Origin of the sequence: Mesorhizobium sp. NPDC059054, assembly GCF_042739215.1 — a bacterium.
GTDB lineage: Bacteria > Pseudomonadota > Alphaproteobacteria > Rhizobiales > Rhizobiaceae > Mesorhizobium.
Window position 1 is genome coordinate 659657 of the sequence record NZ_JBHYHV010000002.1, and the last position, 16436, is coordinate 676092.

Below are 16436 nucleotides of genomic sequence, written 5' to 3' on the forward strand. Positions count from 1 at the left end.
ATGCGGGTGCTGGTCGTCTATTGCCATCCTGTACCGGAAAGCTTCTGCGCGGCTCTGCGCGATGCCGCGCTCGAAGCTATCGCTGCCAAGGGTTGCGAGGCACGGCTGGTTGATCTCTATGCCGAGAATTTCGACCCGGTGATGCGAGATGGCGAACGGCGCGAATACAACGAACGCGCGCCGGCCGACCCGGCGCTGGTGGAACACATCGCTCATCTGAAATGGGCGGAGGCGATCGTTTTTGTCTATCCGACCTGGTGGTACGGACTGCCGGCAATGCTGAAGGGATGGCTGGACCGTGTCTGGGCCAAGGACGTCGCGTTTGCGCTCGATCCCGCCGGACGGATCACACCGCTGATGGGTCACATCCACAAGATCGCGGTGGTGACGACCTGCGGCGCGCCGCGCTGGTGGTCGCATGTCGTCGGCCATCCGGGCCGAAAGACGATCCTGCGTGGCATTCGTGCCTTGTGCGCCAAGCGCTGCAAGACCTTGTTCCTGGCGCATTATCTGATGGATGCCTCGACGCCGCAAAGCCGGGCGGCTTTTCTCGGGCAGGTACGGCAGAAGTTGAAGGCGTTTTGAGGATGCCGGCAGGCAGGTGAGGGGCGGCATGAACCTTGCAAGGCAGGCTCTGCCCCTCATCCGGTCCTTCGGACCACCTTCTCCCCGTGAACGGGGAGAAGGAAGATGCTACATCCGCACCCTCTCAGATTTCGGATCATACATCGGCCTCAATGATGCTTCTGCGGCGAAGCGTTCGCCGGCGATCTCGATCTCATAGCGGGAGCCGAGGATATCGGCTTCGCCCTCGCCGCCGGCCGGCACATAGCCCATGCCGATGGCGCCGCCGAGATGATGGCCGTAATTGCCTGATGTAACGGTGCCGACGATCTTGCCGTCGCGCACGATCGCTTCGTTGTGGAACAGCAGTGGTTCCGGGTCGGTCAGGCGGAATTGCACCAGGCGGCGCTCTAGCCCGGCATCCTTCTTTGCCAGCACCGCGTCGCGGCCGATGAAATCGCCCTTTGCTGTTTTCACCGCGAAGCCAAGGCCGGCTTCCAGCACATGATCCTCGTCGGTGATGTCATGGCCGAAATGGCGAAAGGCTTTTTCGATGCGGCAGGAATCCAGCGTGTGCAGGCCGCAGAGTTTCAGGCCAAGGTCTTTGCCGGCGTCCTCGATCGTTTCGAAGACGTGTGCGGTCTGGTCGGTTGGGACATAAAGTTCCCAACCGAGTTCGCCGACATAGGTAACGCGATGGGCACGGGCGAGACCCATGCCGATCTCGACTTCCTGAAATGTACCGAACGGGTTGGTTTCGTTCGAGAAATCGTTTGGACTCACCTTTTGAATCAAGTCACGTGAGCGTGGTCCCATGAGGCAGAGCACGGATTCGGCGGCTGTCACGTCCGTGATGACGACAAACTCGTCATTCACGTGCCTGCGCATCCAGGCGAGATCGCGCTGCAGTGTGGCGCCTGGAACAACCGCAAAGAAGGCCGTTTCGGAAAGGCGCGAGACGGTCAGGTCGCTTTCGATGCCGCCGCGCCGATTGAGCATCTGCGTGTAGACGATCCGGCCCGACGCAACGTCGAGGTCGTTGGCGCACAGCCGCTGCAGGAAGGCAAGCGCATCCCGGCCCTCGATCCTGATCTTGCCGAAGGAGGTCATGTCGAACAGGCCGACATTGTTGCGCACGGCCAGATGTTCCTCGCGCTGGTTGTCGAACCAGTTCTGGCGTTTCCAGGAATAGCGGTATTCGCGTTCCTGGTCGTCCCTGGCGAACCAGTTCGCGCGTTCCCAGCCGGCGATTTCGCCAAACACCGCACCGCGCGCCTTCAGATGTTCGTGGATGGGCGAACGACGCACACCGCGGGACGTCACGACCTGGCGGTAGGGGAAGTGATCGGCATAAAGCAGGCCAAGCGTTTCGGAGACGCGCTCCTTCAGATAGGCGCGGTTCTTCTGGAACGGCTGGGCGCGGCGGATGTCGACTTCCCAGAGATCGAACGGCGCCTCGCCATCGTTGATCCACTGCGCCAGCGCCATGCCTGCGCCGCCTGAGGAAACGATACCGATGGAATTATAGCCGGCTGCGACCCAATAACCGCCGAGTTCCGGCGCTTCGCCGAGATAATAGCGGTCATCCGGCGTGAAGCTTTCAGGGCCGTTGAAGAAGGTGTGGATGCCGGCCGTGCCCAGCATCGGCATGCGATTCACCCCCATTTCGAGGATGGGCTCGAAATGCTCGAAATCCTCCGGCAACTGGTCGAAGCAGAAATCCTCGCGGATGCCCTCCATGCCCCAGGGCTTGGCATTGGGTTCGAAGGCGCCGAGCATCATCTTGCCGGCATCCTCCTTGTAGTAGGCGCATTCGTCTGGCACGCGCAGCACCGGCAGACGCGTAAGCCCGGAGATCGGTTCGGTGACGAGATAGAAGTGCTCGCAAGCGTGCAGCGGAACGGTGACGCCGTTCTGCGCACCCAGTTCGCGGGCCCACATGCCGGCACAATTGATGACCACATCGGTCTCGATCGTGCCCTGGTCCTCTCCCTGTGCCCACGATACGCCCGATACACGCCCGTTTCTGGTGTGAACCCTGGTGACCTTGACGTTCTCGATGATCCTGGCGCCACGCTGGCGTGCGCCTTTCGCCAAAGCCATGGCGATGTTGGCTGGGTCGCACTGGCCGTCGAGCGGCAGATGCACCGCGCCCACCACGTCGGACACGTTGAGATGCGGATACATCTCCTTGACTTCGCTGGGAGAAATCTCGCGCACGTCGACGTCAAATGCGCGGGCAAGCGATGCCTGCCTGTAGATTTCGTGCTTGCGTTCCTCGGTCAGGGCGACGGTTATGGAGCCGACCTGGCGCATGCCGGTGCCGACGTCGGTTTCTTCCTCAAGCTTGACGTAGAGGTCAGCGGAGTACTTCGCCAGCCGTGTCATGTTCTGCGAAGCGCGCAACTGGCCGATCAGGCCGGCAGCATGCCATGTGGTGCCCGACGTCAGCTGCTTTCGTTCCAGAAGCACGATATCGGTCCAGCCGAGCTTGGCCAGATGGTAGGCCACCGAGCAGCCGGACACGCCGCCGCCGATGATGACGGCGCGGGCTTTGGAGGGCAGGGCGGTCATGCGGCCTCGCGTCGATAGGTGGAAACGAAGCGGCGCAGCCTTTCGGCCGCCTCGAGAAGGATGGGTTCTGGCTGGCACAGGCTGATGCGGATGTGACCGGCGGCGGCATCGCCGAAGGAGGAGCCCGGCATGACACCGACATTCTCACGGTCGAGGAAAGCCCAGGCGAATTTCTCGTCGTCCGGTTCGACCGCGCTGATATCGAGCATGGCATACATGCCGCCCTCGGAGCCGCGAACGGTCACGTTGTTCATGCCGTGCACGGCATCGAGGAAGAGTTTGCGCCGTCCGGTATAGAGCGCGGCGATCTGTTCCACGCCGTAATCGTTGTTCAGCGCTTCGATGGCGGCGCGGCTGACAAAATCGGTCAGGCCGTAGGTGATGACAAGGTTGAGGCTGATCAGCAGCGTGATCAGTTCCTGCGGGCCGGTCAGCCAACCCAGGCGCCAGCCGGTCATGCCGTGGCTCTTCGACATCGAGTTGATAACCAGCGTGCGCTCTTCCATGCCGGGCAGGGCGCGTGGTGAAAGATGCTCGCTGTCGCCCAGCGTCCAATAGACCTCGTCGCTCAGCAGCCACAGATCATGTCGGCGGCAGATATCGGCGATGCCTTCCAGCGATTTCCTGGAATAAACCGCGCCGGTGGGATTGTTGGGCGTGTTGATGAGCATGGCCCGTGTGTTCGGCCGTACCGCTGCCTCGATCGCCTTTGGGTCAGGCTGGAAGCCATCCGTGGCGCGGGTCTCGACCACGGTGAAATCGGCGCCAGCGGCGCGGAATGTGCCGGGGTAGGTGGCATAATAGGGCGCCACGACGATGGCGTGGTCGCCTGGGTCGAGCACGCCCTGTACGGCGGCATAAAGCGATGCCTGGCCGCCGGGCGTGGCAATTATTTGCTCCGGGCTCGTCTCCACGCCGGTGCATCGCGTGGATATCCGCGCCATGGCCTCACGCAATGCCGGGATGCCGGGCAACTGGGTGTAATGGTGATGACCCGCGCGCAGCGCGGCAACGCCGGCCTCCACCGTCTCCTCTGGCGTATGGAAGTCATGGTCGCCGACCGAGAGCATGATGATGTCTTCGCCGGCTTCCAGGCGCTGCCATGCGGCGAAGTGAACCTCCCAGCCGTCCTTGCCGGAAGGCGTGATGCCGGAAATGCGGGACGAAGGTTTCGGCATGTCAGGCTCCTGCAGTCGCAGAGATCGTCGGACCGGAATTGGCAAGTACCAGCTTGCCTCCGCCATTAAGCAAAGGGATCAGCGAGCCATATCCGGCAATGGTCGGATGCGGGGTTTCGGCGGCATGTTTGTGTGTCGCTGTCACGACAACGACTTTCGTGCCTGCCGCCTCCGCGGCCTGGATGCCAGCCGGGGCGTCCTCGAAAACCAGGCAATCCTGTGGCTTCTGGCCAAGCCGTTCGGCGGCAAGCAGGAAGCAATCTGGCGCCGGCTTGCCATTGGCCACGTCTTCTCCCGTGATCATCACCGGCGGCACCGGCAGGCCGGTGGCTTCCAGCCGGCGGATCGCCAGCCGACGCGGTGATGAGGTGACGATCGCCCAATGCTGCGATGGCAGCGCATTGAGGAATGCAGCCGCGCCGGCGATGGCTTCGATGCCTTCGACGTCCTCGAATTCGGCCTGGGTCAGTGCTTCGACTTCCGCCATGACGTCGATGCCGGGCAAATTCAGCCGGCGGATGGTCTCCACAGCCCGCACGCCATGGATGGTCGGCAGGAACGTCTCCACGTCAAGACCGTGCTTCTGCGCCCACGCCGCCCACACCCGCTCGGCAGCCGCGATCGAGCTCAGGATGGTGCCGTCCATGTCGAACAGGAACGCGCCGAAGGTGTGGTCGGGGAAGGGAAGGGTCATTATGCGCGCAGCCTTTGATTTTCGGGGTCCCACAAGGGTTTGTCTTCCTGGACCGTCGCCTTGAAGCGTTCGCCGAAAATCTCGACTTCGATTTCGGTGCCCGGCACGGCCAGATCGGCGCGCACCATGCCGAGCGCAATGGATTTGTCCACCCTGTAACCCCAGCCTCCCGACGTCGTTTCGCCAACGATCGTACCGTCATGCCAAAGTGTGGACATGTAGGGCGCGTCGCATTCCCCTGGGGCCTGTACGACCAGCGTCGCAAACCGTTTCTGCACGCCTTGCTGCTTCTCGTTCAGCAGCGCCGCCTTGCCGCGGAAATCCGGTTTGTCCCATTTCACAAAGCGTTCCAGCCCACCCTGCAAGATAGTGTAGTCGGTCGAGAGATCGCCCTTCCAGGCACGGTAGCCTTTTTCGAGACGCAGGCTGTCGAGGGCGAACATGCCGAAGGGTTTCAGGCCGTGCTTCTGCCCGGCAGTCCAGACGGCGTCGAAGACGGCGGCAGTATCCTCAACCTTGGTGTGCAATTCCCAGCCGAGTTCGCCGGCAAAGGAGACGCGCACCAATTGCAGCCAGCAGCCGGCAATCTGGCAGGATTGATGCGAGAGCCAGGGCAAGGTCAGATCAGCGTCCGTCACATCGGCCAGTATGGCCCGTGAATTCGGTCCGGACAGAATCTGGCAGGAGAAACTCTCGGTCATATCCTGCAGCGTGATTTCCGTGCCCTGGGGGAGTTGCTTCGAAAGCCACTCGAAGTCATGCAACTGTGCCACCGCGGCGGTGATCAGGAAAAAGAAGTCCTCCTCCAAGGCCATGATCGACATCTCGGTGACGATACGACCCTCGTCGTCGGCGAAATAACCGAGGCCGATGCGGCCGGGCTTCGGCACCACACCGGTTGTCAGGGTGGAGAGCCACGCGCGGGCGCCGGGACCTTTCAGGCGGAAACGGCTGAAGCCAGGCAGGTCGAGAATGCCGGCGGCATCGCGCACGGCCAGGCATTCCTCGCGAATGCGTGGCTCCCACGGCCCTGAGCGGGCGAAGGTCTGCGTCGATTGCTCCGAAATGTCGTCGCCCGGCTTGGCGTACCAGGTTGCACGTTCCCAGCCATTATAGGCGCCGAACTGTGCTCCCATGGCCTTCAGGCGTTCATGCAGCGGCGAAAGCTTGCGGTCGCGTGCCGCCGGCCAGGCGTGGCGTGGGAAATGGATGGCGTATTCGTGGCCATAGACTTCCATACCCTTGGCGACGGCATAGTCCTGAGCCGATCCGAACGCCGTGAAGCGGCGTGGATCGCATGACCACATGTCCCATTCGGTCTGGCCTTCCGTCACCCATTCGGCAAGCACCTTGCCGGCGCCGCCGGCCTGGGCGATGCCGAATGTGAAGACACAGGCCTCAAAAGCGTTGGGCACGCCGGGCATCGGCCCAAGCAGCGGGTTGCCGTCCGGTGCGTAAGGGATGGGGCCGTTGATGACCTTGGAAAGGCCGGCGGTGCCGAGGATCGGGACCCGTTCGATGGCATCGTTCAGGTACCATTCCAGCCGCTCGAGATCGTCCGGGAAGAGCTGGAACGAGAAGTCGGCCGGCATCGGGTCGCCTGAGGTGGCCCAGTGCGCATGGCAGTTGCGCTCATAGGGGCCGAGATTCATGCCGTTCTTTTCCTGGCGCAGGTAGTAGGAGGAATCGACGTCGCGCAGCAGCGGCAACTTGCGGCCGGCTTCCTTCGACCAGGCAGCAAGTTCGGGGATTTCGTCAAAGAGAATGTATTGATGGCTCATCACCATCATTGGCACTTCACGGCCGAACATCCTGCCCACTTCGGCGGCACGATAGCCTGCGGCGTTGACGACGTATTCGCAGCGGATTTCGCCTTTCTCGGTCACCACCACCCATTCGCTGCGCTCGCGCCGCACGGCGATAACCGGGCAGAAGCGAATGATCTTGGCGCCCTTGTCGCGTGCGCCCTTCGCGAGTGCCTGGGTGAGCTGGGCCGGGTCGATGTCGCCGTCATTCGGGTCGTAGAGTGCGCCCTGCAATTCATGTGTCTCGATGAAAGGGTAGCGTGCCTTGACCTCGTCGGTGCCGATGACTTCGATCGCCATGCCTTGATAGCGGCCCATGCCCTTGGCGCGCTGGAATTCCTGCATGCGCTCCTGGCTGTGCGCCAGCCGGATCGAGCCGGTGACGTGGTAGTTCATCGGATAGTCGACTTCTGCCGCCAGCCCCCGGTAGAGCTCGGTCGAATAGCGCTGCATGTTCATCAGCGACCAGGAGGACGAAAAGGTCGGCACGTTGCCAGCCGCGTGCCAGGTCGAGCCGGAGGTCAGTTCGTTCTTTTCGAGCAGAACGCAATCGGTCCAGCCCGCCTTGGCGAGATGATAGAGGGCCGATACGCCCACCGCGCCGCCGCCGATGATGACCACACGCGCCGTCGTCGGAATTCCGGCCATTCTGTCCTCCCGATTTCCTGGGGCGTTTCCGTTTTTACGGAAACGCGGAAACGCTCTAACCCTTTGTTTTACGCAATTCCGGACGGAAAACCGCTACGCACTTTTCCTGGAATTGCTCTAGAGTGGAAAGTGATCGATGGATCGGAATTCCGCTCTATCTATTTGTTTTGCCACACGATCCTTGTCCGAAGAGTCCGCAGTTTTTGTTTCGCTGACCTCGGTTCAGGATCATGTTTCTAGTAGACCGGTGGCGAGACCACCCAGATCACCACTGCGGGTACCGTTCCCGGGTTCCTCCAGCGGAACGGCTTGCCGGCAAAGCGAAAGCTGTCGCCTTCGCCAAGTGTGTGCCAGGCCCCATCAATCTCGATCTCGAAAGTGCCGGACGTGACGTAGCCGGCTTCTTCGGTTGGCCTTGTCGCGGCCTTCTTCAATTCCGCACCCGGCGCGAATTCCGAGCGCAACATCTCGAAACTGCCACCGAGGTCGGGTGACAACAGCTCTTCCACCAGTCCCGATTCGCTGGTACCCAGCGACCGTCGCCGACCGCCGCGCACCACCACCCCCCGCTCGTTTTCTTCCGGCACGTCATGGCTGAAGAACAGGCTGAGTGGCACGTCGAACAAGTCCGCCATGGCGCGAAGATCGCCAAGCGACGGCACGGAAAGGCCACGTTCGACCTGGCTGACCCAGCCGACCGAGCGGCCGAGTTTCAGGGCGATTTCGGCCAGGGTCAGGCCTCGCGTCTTGCGTAGCGCGCGAATGTCTGCGGCGAGAAAACGTTCGCCGGTCTGCGCGTCCGGTTGGGCAGCAGGTGATGTCACTGTTCGACCGTTCGTGAAAAAATCAGCTATAATTTCATGAGACGCCAAGTGCGTGAAAAGATCAAGCGCGATCTAATGGTCCAGACAAAATTGCTTGCGGTATTTTGGTGCTTCATGCAAAGGCACCGCGACCGCGCGTTGGGGGACGTGCCCATTGAAATCCTGCGTTGAAGAGATTGCCATGCTGGCACCTGAAAGCAGCACCCCGAAGTTGGACGAAGCGACGATCGTGGACGAAGCGATCATCTCGCGCCGATCCGTTCGCGCCTTCCTGCCCGATCCGGTCGACGATGCGACGATCCGCGACATCCTGAATGTCGCCTCGCGCGCACCGTCCGGCACGAACATGCAGCCGTGGAAAGTGTATGTTGCGAAAGGCGAAGTGAAGCAGAAGCTGAGCGATGCCATCCTGAATTCCGGCATCCGCGCCGAAAAGGCGGAATGGGATGAGTACCGCTATTATCCCGATCAGTTCTTCGAGCCCTATCTCACACGCCGTCGTGCTAACGGTTTCGGCCTCTACGGTGCGCTGGGAATCGGCCGGCGCGAAGTCGACAAGATGCGTGCACAGCACGACCGCAACTTCATCTTCTTCGACGCGCCCGTCGGTATGATCTTCACCATCGACCGCCGGCTGAACCAGGGCTCGTGGATCGACTATGGCATGTTCCTGGAAAATATCATGATCGCCGCGCGGGCGAGAGGGTTGCACACCTGCCCGCAGGCGGCTTTCGCTCCCTATCACCGGCAGATCCGCCCTGTACTCGATATTTCCGAGGAAGAGATCGTCGTGTGCGGCATGGCGCTTGGGCATGAAGACACGTCAAAGCCGGAAAGCGCTTTCCGTACCGACCGTGCGCCGCTGGAAGAGTGGGTGAGGTTTGTGGAGTGAGTAGCGAATAGTGGGTAGTGAGTAGTGAGTAGTGAGTAGTGAGTAGTGTTGAGAGTCGCCGAGATAAAATACTCACTACTCACTACTCACTACTGCATTTCCACTCACATTCTGACCGTCCTGCGGCGTCAGCCGGCGATAGGCGAGCAGTGCGCAGAGCGTGATCAAGGCTTCGATCACGAACAGCACGCGGAAATCCGCGACAGAAGCATGTCCTCCCGCACCCGTCAGCAACGACAGAACCGCGGCGGCGATGCCGACGCCGATGGCGACCGCAAGCTGCCACAGGATGTAATAGAGCGCGCTGAAACGGGCGAGTTGTTCAGGTTCGATATCGGCATAGGCAAGGTTGCCGGTCGAGGCCCATTGCACCGAACGGAATACCCCGAACATGAAGATGTAGGTCAGCACGATCCACACCGGGGTTGTCGCCTGGATGAGGGCAAAACCGGCGACAAGAGCGGCGACGATCGGGGTGTTGGTGACCAGCACGCGGCGGAAGCCATAGCGCTTCAGCATGGCGGGCATCATAAACCGGGTGAGCAGCGAACCGACTGCTGCCATGAACGTCAGCGATCCGGCGTGGACAGCGCTCATGCCGAAGCCGAGCTGGAACATCAGCGGCAAGATGAAGACGACCGAGCTCAGGCCGATCGTGTCTAGGCCACCGCCGGTCAGGAAAGCGACGCGGAAGGTGCGAATGCGCAAAAGCCTGAGATCCAGGACAGGATTGCGCGCTCGCAGCAGGTAAAAGACGGCGAAGCCGAGCAGGGCAACAGCGATCGCGACCTGCGCGGCGATCAGGGTGCCCGCCATGTCTTTGGCGGCGAGTGAATCCATGCCGAGCACCAGAAGCACCATGCCGACGCCGACAAGGGCGAAGCCTGGAAAGTCGAATGGAGTACGAAGTGACTTCCTGGCTGTCGGAAACAGGGCCGCCGCAAGCAGAAGCGCAGCCAGTGCCAGCGGCACGTTGATGAAGAAGATCCAGCGCCAGGAAATGTAGGTCGTCAGCGCGCCGCCGACGAGCGGGCCAACCAGAGGCCCCGACTGGCCGGCCAGCGAGATATACATGTTGATCTTCAGCGTGCGATTGCGCGGAAAGCTCTGCAGCACGACGATCTGGCCCAGCGTGCCCATCAAGGCGCCACCAAACCCCTGCAGGGCGCGGGCGCCGACGAGCGTCCACATGTCATTGGCGATGCCGCACAGCGCCGACGCGATGCCGAACACGATCAGCGCGAAGCAGTAGGCGTTGCGCAGGCCGAAGCGATCCGCAGCCCAGCCGCCCAGGGGCATCATGATGATGAGGCTCGCCACGTAGGCGGTGACCAGCAGGCCGAGTTGGCTTGGCGGGCGGGCGAGTGTTTCGCCTATGCCTGGAAGGGCGGTGACGACCACATTCTGGTCGAGGCTGGTCATGAAGACACCGCAAGCAACGGTGACCGGAATGAGCAGCGAAACGCCGTCCGGTGAATCGACGCGACCGGTCGCGGTCGCGGAAGTCTGTGCGTCCATGGTGAACGAAATCGAGCGCCGGCCTTTTCGATCAATCGACGGCGGCCGAAACCGTCGATTCTTTCAGTCAACTATCGAGCCGCCGCCGGTTTGTCTCTAGCGGCAGGATGAGCTCTTCGTAAGGCCAGTTCCCGGCGCACGAGCAGAGACGCTGTCTAACGTGCCGGCATATAGGCCATGCATTCGAGTTCGAGTTGCGCACCGAGCGCAAGGCCGTTCGCACCGAATGCAGAACGCGCCGGCAACCGGTTCGGATCGAAATATTCGAGATAGACCCGGTTGAAATCGCCCCATTTCGACATATCGGCCAGCATGACCGTGCATTTGAAGATATCGGCGAAGCCAAGTCCGTTTTCCCTCAGAACCGAGCCGATGTTCTCCATCGTCTGGCGCGTTTCGGCTTCGATGCTACCCGATACCAACTCCAGCTTGCCTGGTACATTGCCGAGCGCGCCCGACAGATAGAGAATGTTGCCGACGCGTACCGCCTGGCTGAAAGGGAGCTTCGCTGCCTTGGCCGCCGGTGAATTGATGAATTCCATGACGCGACCTCTCGAACCCGATTTCAGGCGACTTCGTATCCGACTTCTTCCGCAGCGTGACCGAGTGCCTTCCAGAAGGAGCGGGCAAAGGAGCGGAAGACATAGATGTCGAAACGGTCGCCGCCTGTTCTCTGGATTTGCGCGAAAACGTCGTGATGCGTGGTCGAGCGCGCGGCGCCGACAGGGAAGGCGGGCAGGGCAAAGTCGATGGCGAAGAATTTCGCCAGGACCCATTCAGCCTCCGGCCCTTCGATGCGAATGGCCGTGCGGCCATGTGACAGGTCCGTCACTGTGCCAATCGCCGGCGTGATCGCCTTGGCGAGTGCTACCGCGAGGCCTTCTGCCTCGTCGACGACCGTAAATTTGCCCGGGGCAAACCCGAAGGCGGCCTTGTCGCCTTCAATCACACCGCCACCGGCGCCGTCCGGCAAGGCAAGGCCGGACACCTTGCGGATGGCAGCGATTGCACGCGCTTCCTCACCTGGCCAGGCCGCAACCTGGATGATGGAACCGGGGCGTGTCTCGGACAGGATCACACCGACGCCGTCCTCGAAGCGGCCGTGCGAGCCGACACGATAAACGGACTCAAGCGGCGAAAGGCGCTCAACCATGCATGCGGCTCCCTTCGGGATCGAAGAAGTGGTGGCTGACGATCTCGACAGGACCGAAGCGCTTGCGCAGCGGGTCGGACATATGGGCGCGCGTGCCATGGCGGCTCTTGCCGCCCTGAACGAGCGCCAGAGCGATATATTTGCCGAGCGCCGGCGCATAGCAGCAGGCCGTGATGTGACCGATCGATCCGTGCGGGTTTTCCTCGTCGAGTTCCTCGACGATGTGCGCGCCACCGTTGAGGGGCCGGTTGTCGAGGGCGACGATGCCGACGAGTTGCAGGCGGTCGGTACCAATCAGACCTTCGCGGTCCATCATGGCCGAACCGATGAAGGGCTTTTTCTTCGACAGCATCCAGTCGAGGTGCAGGTCGCGCGCGGTGGTGCGGCCATCGATCTCGGCGCCGGTGACGTGGCCTTTCTCGATGCGCAGCGTGCCGAGCGCTTCCAACCCGTAGGGCACGAGGTCGAACGGCTTGCCTGCTTCGATCAACGCTTCCCAGACGTGGGTGCCGTAGCCGGCGCCGCAGTAGACCTCGAAGGCCATCTCTCCGGAGAAGGACAGGCGACAGATCATCACCGGAACGCCGGCGATTTCGCCGTGGACAATGCCCATGAAAGGCAAAGCGGCATTGTCCACCGCAGTGCCCTTGACGCAGGCGGCGAGGATTTCCCGTGCCTTCGGCCCGCCGATCGCGGCGCCCGCCCATTCATCGGTGACGGAGGTGACGGTTACCCTCAATTCCGGCCAGATCACATCGAGGAAGTATTCCAGATGCTGCATCACCTTGCCAGCATTGGCCGTGGTGGTTGTCATCAGGAAGTCGTCCTGGCCGAGACGCCAGGTGGTGCCGTCGTCGAAGGCGACGCCATCCTCGCGCAACATCAACCCGTAACGCGCCTTGCCGACAGGCAGGCTCGAGAAGATGTTCGTATAGACCCGATCGAGCAATTCTGCTGCATCCGGGCCTTGAACCGCGATCTTGCCGAGCGTCGAGACATCGACGATGCCGGCCGTCTCGCGCACGGCCTTGGCTTCGCGCACATAGGCCTGTTCGACCGTTTCGCCGGCATGGCCGTAGATCATAGGCCGGAACCAAAGGCCGGCGGAATACATCGTGGCACCCCGGGCAAGGTGCCAGTCGTGCATCGGCGTCAATCGCTCGGGCTTGAGATCGCCAAACCGTTCTGCCGCCAGCGAACCGAGGGAAACAGCTGTATAGGGCGGGCGGAAACGCGTTGTGCCGACTTCCGGGATGGGTTTGCCGAGCGCTTCGGCCATTATGGCCAAGCCCGGAACATTCGAGCTCTTGCCCTGGTCTGTCGCCATGCCGAGCGTGGTGTAACGCTTCAGGTGCTCGACCGAGATGAAACCTTCGCGATGGGCCAGGCGCACGTCATCCGCGGTGACGTCGTGCTGGAAGTCGACGAAACTCTTGCCCTCCGCCTTGATCTCGAACACCGGCGCCGGTTCGGGATTGACAAAGGTCGGCTCGATTGCCGGTTGCTCGACGACACGTGCCTTGCCTCCTGCCGCGGCAAGCCCTGCAGCGTGGCCTTCGACGATCGCATCCGCGGTCGCGAGGTGTCCGGTGAAGGCGCCGGCGCCGCTCCAATTCTGCGTCGGCTCCGGCGGCAGAAAGGCCTGCAGCCTCTCATCCCATTCGGGTTTCGCGCCAGCCTGGCTGGCCAGATGCAACACCGGCGACCATCCGCCGGCCATCAGCAGGCAGTCAGTCTGGATGCCACGCTGTTCGCCGGTCAGCGTTCCGCTTGCGCGGTCCAGCCGCTGGATCCTGATGCCGTTCAGTGTCTTGCCGCCGTCCGTCGCTGATACTGCATGACCTGCAATCAGTTCCGCGCCGGCTGACGCGGCGAGCGCACGTGCCTGATCGGAAATGTCAGTGCGGACATCGACGATCGTCGCAACATTGGCGCCGGCCTTCTTGAGGCTAGCGGCTGCCTGGTATGCGGTGTCGTTGTTGGTGAAGAGCGTGATCTTCTCGCCCGGAAGCACGCCGAACTGGTTGGTGTAGCGCTGCGCGGCGCTGGCCAGCATCACGCCGGGCCGGTCGTTTCCCGGGAAGATGAGGGGCCGTTCCAAGGCGCCGGCGGCGAGCACGACCGATCTGGCGCGGATAGTCCAGTGGCGATGGCGCGGTTCGCCGCGTGCCGCGGTTTCCTTATGGTCCGAAACGCGCTCCAGGGCAGCCAGCGTGTTTCCGTCGTAATAGCCCCAGACCGAGGTACGGGACAGCAGACGGACATTGTTGCGGCCCTTGAGGCCGTTGACGATTTCACTTGCCCAGTCTGCTGCTCGTGCACCGTCGATGGTCTCGCCGGACCAGTTGGCGGAACCGCCGAAACGTGGGTCAAGTTCCGCCAGGATGACGTGCGCCCCACTATCGGCGGCTGCCTTGGCAGCCATGAGCCCCGCAGGGCCGGAACCGACCACCAGCACGTCGCAGAAGGCATTCATGCGCTCGTAGCGGGCATCGTCGGCCACCGTGCCGGCGCGGCCAAGGCCGGCGGCGCGGCGGATGAAATGCTCGCAGAACATCCAGAAGCGGGTGCCCTTCAAAGGCCCGACCACCGGGCCCATGAAGGTCTTGTAGTAGAAGCCGGCGCCGATGACCTTGCTTGCAAGCTGGTTGACTGCCCCGACATCCCAGTTCAGCGACGGGAAACGGTTCTGGCTCTCGACCCGCAAGCCGTCATAAATCTCAATGGCGGTGGCCGGAATGTTCGGCTCGCGCGCGGTGCCGCGCAGGATGGTGACCAGCGCGTTCGGCTCTTCCACACCGGCGCTCAAAACGCCGCGCGGCCGGTGATATTTGAAGGAGCGTCCCATCAGCGTGACGCCGCAGGCAAGCAGTGCCGAGGCCAGCGTGTCGCCAGCATGGCCGGTGTAAGGCACGCCGTCGAAGGTGAAGCGGACGGTTTTCAGCCGGTCGATCTGACCGCCTGTTTCGTTACGGCGCGGGCTCATGCCTTGGCTCCCGGCTTACGCCGCTCGGTTGCGCGATGATGGACGGCGCCGCGCACCGGCACGGTGCTTGAGATGACATGAGATAGCGTGTTGCGCATCACACGAATGTGGCTGCGGCAGCCGCCGGAGTGCTGCCAGATCTCGTTATGGTCACCGGCAGGGTTTTGCCGATCGTAGACATATTCGTTCCAGGCCTGCAGGTCCTGCGAGTTGGGGGCAGGGCGCTGGCGGTTGCCGTCGCCCTGATAGGTGAATTCGGACACGTCCCGCGGGCCGCAATAGGGGCAGGTGAGCAGCATGATCAGTCCTAATGCAGGCGGGGCGTGGCGCCCTGGCCCTTCTCGTCGATGACCGCGCCACGATGGAAGCGGTCAAGCGTGAAGGCGGCGTTGAGGTCGTGCGGCTCATCGCGTGCGATGGTGTGGGCAAAGCAGAAGCCTGAGGCCGGGGTCGCCTTGAAGCCGCCGTAGCACCAGCCGCAATTGAGATACATGCCGGGCAAGGGCCCCGTCGTGATGATGGGGGAACCGTCCATAGACATGTCGCACACACCCGCCCAGGAGCGCAGCATACGCACGCTGGCAAGGCTCGGGAACAGCGCCAGCATTTCTGCCATCACCTCTTCCACGATCGGCAGGTTGCCACGCTGCGCGTAGGAATTGTAGCCGTCGAGATCGCCACCGTAGATCAGGCCGCCCTTGTCGGATTGGCCCATGTAGAAATGGCCCATGCCGAAGGTGACGACGGTGTCGAGGAACGGCTTCAGCGATTCCGAGACGAAGGCCTGCAGCACGTGGCTTTCGATCGGCAGCCGGTCGATGCCGGCAAGCTGCATGACGCGACCGGTGCTGCCGGCAGCAGCCAGAGCTACTTTCCTGGCGCGGATTTCGCCGCGGGTGGTGACAACGCCGGTGACGCGATCACCATCACGCAGGAAACCGGTGACTTCGCAGTTTTCCAGGATGTCGACGCCGCGTCGGTCGGCGCCGCGCGCATAGCCCCAGGCGACAGCGTCGTGACGGGCAGTGCCGGCACGCGGCTGCATCAGGCCGCCGAAAATGGGAAAACGCGCACTGGCCGAGACATCGATCGCCGGCATAAGCCGCTTGATCTCGGCAACCGACATCAGCTCGGCATCGACGCCCTGGTGACGCATGGAGTTGCCCCGACGAGCATAGTCGTCGAACTGGGCAGGCGTGTGTGCGAGGTTGAGCACGCCGCGTTGCGAGAACATGACATTGTAGTTGAGGTCGTGGGAAAGGTTCTCCCACAGTTTCATCGAGTGTTCGTAGAAGCGGGTATTTGGCGGTAGCAGATAGTTGGAACGCACAGCCGTGGTATTGCGACCGACATTGCCGGAGCCAAGATAACCTTTTTCGACCACCGCGACATTGGTGATGCCGTGCTCCTTGGCGAGATAATAGGCGGTCGCAAGACCGTGCCCGCCGCCACCGACGATCACGACATCATAAGAAGCCTTGGGGTCGGGTTTGCGCCATGCAGGCTTCCAATCCTTGTTGCCGGACAGCGCATTGCGCAGCAGCGAGAGAGCCGAATATTCCGCCATGCCAACTCCATCCCGAATCCGCATGCGGCTCGG

The 16436-nt window shown here is 62.3% G+C and carries 13 protein-coding genes; 2 read left to right on the forward strand and 11 right to left on the reverse strand.

The annotated features are described in order from the left end of the window. A complete protein-coding gene (locus ACFWXH_RS10930) occupies positions 1-585 on the forward strand; it encodes an NAD(P)H-dependent oxidoreductase (RefSeq protein ID WP_379120073.1) in 585 nt (194 codons plus the stop codon). Between the two features lie 108 nt (positions 586-693). On the opposite strand, the gene ACFWXH_RS10935 is transcribed toward ACFWXH_RS10930, so the two are convergent. From ACFWXH_RS10935 to ACFWXH_RS10955, 5 genes are all read right to left on the reverse strand, one after another. Next, positions 694-3138, reverse strand: coding sequence for an FAD-dependent oxidoreductase (locus tag ACFWXH_RS10935; protein WP_379120075.1), 2445 nt, complete (start codon positions 3136-3138; stop codon positions 694-696). Next, the gene (locus tag ACFWXH_RS10940; protein ID WP_379120077.1) at positions 3135-4316 is read right to left on the reverse strand and encodes a pyridoxal phosphate-dependent aminotransferase; all 1182 of its coding nucleotides are present in this window, start codon (positions 4314-4316) and stop codon (positions 3135-3137) included. The genes ACFWXH_RS10935 and ACFWXH_RS10940 overlap by 4 nt, the downstream gene beginning before the upstream one ends. A gap of 1 nt (position 4317) precedes the next feature. After that, positions 4318-5010, reverse strand: a complete 693-nt coding sequence (locus tag ACFWXH_RS10945) for an HAD-IA family hydrolase (RefSeq protein WP_379120079.1) — start codon at positions 5008-5010, stop codon at positions 4318-4320. After that, positions 5010-7463 (reverse strand): FAD-dependent oxidoreductase, encoded by a 2454-nt coding sequence (locus tag ACFWXH_RS10950; RefSeq protein WP_379120081.1) that lies wholly within the window; start codon positions 7461-7463, stop codon positions 5010-5012. Before ACFWXH_RS10950 ends, ACFWXH_RS10945 begins: the two co-directional genes overlap by 1 nt. Before the next feature lie 236 nt (positions 7464-7699). Then, positions 7700-8287 carry a helix-turn-helix domain-containing protein gene (locus tag ACFWXH_RS10955; RefSeq protein ID WP_054308057.1) on the reverse strand — a complete coding sequence of 196 codons (588 nt, stop codon included), beginning with the start codon at positions 8285-8287 and terminating at the stop codon, positions 7700-7702. Positions 8288-8468: 181 nt separating this feature from the next. Here ACFWXH_RS10955 and ACFWXH_RS10960 point away from each other — a divergent pair, with 181 nt between their 5' ends. Continuing rightward, on the forward strand, positions 8469-9179 hold the full coding sequence (locus ACFWXH_RS10960) for a nitroreductase (RefSeq protein WP_379120083.1): 711 nt from the start codon (positions 8469-8471) through the stop codon (positions 9177-9179). A 75-nt stretch (positions 9180-9254) separates the two neighbouring features. Here ACFWXH_RS10960 and ACFWXH_RS10965 read toward each other — a convergent pair whose 3' ends face one another. The 6 genes from ACFWXH_RS10965 to ACFWXH_RS10990 form a co-directional block, all read right to left on the reverse strand. Beyond that, positions 9255-10697: an MFS transporter gene (locus tag ACFWXH_RS10965; RefSeq protein WP_379120085.1), complete on the reverse strand. Its 1443-nt coding sequence runs from the start codon at positions 10695-10697 to the stop codon at positions 9255-9257. A gap of 155 nt (positions 10698-10852) precedes the next feature. Further along, positions 10853-11239 (reverse strand): RidA family protein, encoded by a 387-nt coding sequence (locus ACFWXH_RS10970; protein WP_379120087.1) that lies wholly within the window; start codon positions 11237-11239, stop codon positions 10853-10855. A gap of 23 nt (positions 11240-11262) precedes the next feature. Beyond that, on the reverse strand, positions 11263-11850 hold the full coding sequence (soxG, locus tag ACFWXH_RS10975; RefSeq protein WP_379120089.1) for a sarcosine oxidase subunit gamma family protein: 588 nt from the start codon (positions 11848-11850) through the stop codon (positions 11263-11265). Further along, complete coding sequence (locus ACFWXH_RS10980; protein WP_379120091.1) at positions 11843-14836, reverse strand: sarcosine oxidase subunit alpha family protein; 2994 nt, start codon at positions 14834-14836, stop codon at positions 11843-11845. Before ACFWXH_RS10980 ends, soxG begins: the two co-directional genes overlap by 8 nt. Next, a complete protein-coding gene (locus ACFWXH_RS10985; protein ID WP_379120093.1) occupies positions 14833-15135 on the reverse strand; it encodes a sarcosine oxidase subunit delta family protein in 303 nt (100 codons plus the stop codon). The genes ACFWXH_RS10980 and ACFWXH_RS10985 overlap by 4 nt, the downstream gene beginning before the upstream one ends. Positions 15136-15143: 8 nt before the next feature. Further along, positions 15144-16403: a sarcosine oxidase subunit beta family protein gene (locus ACFWXH_RS10990; protein WP_379120095.1), complete on the reverse strand. Its 1260-nt coding sequence runs from the start codon at positions 16401-16403 to the stop codon at positions 15144-15146. Between the last annotated feature and the right edge of the window lie 33 nt (positions 16404-16436).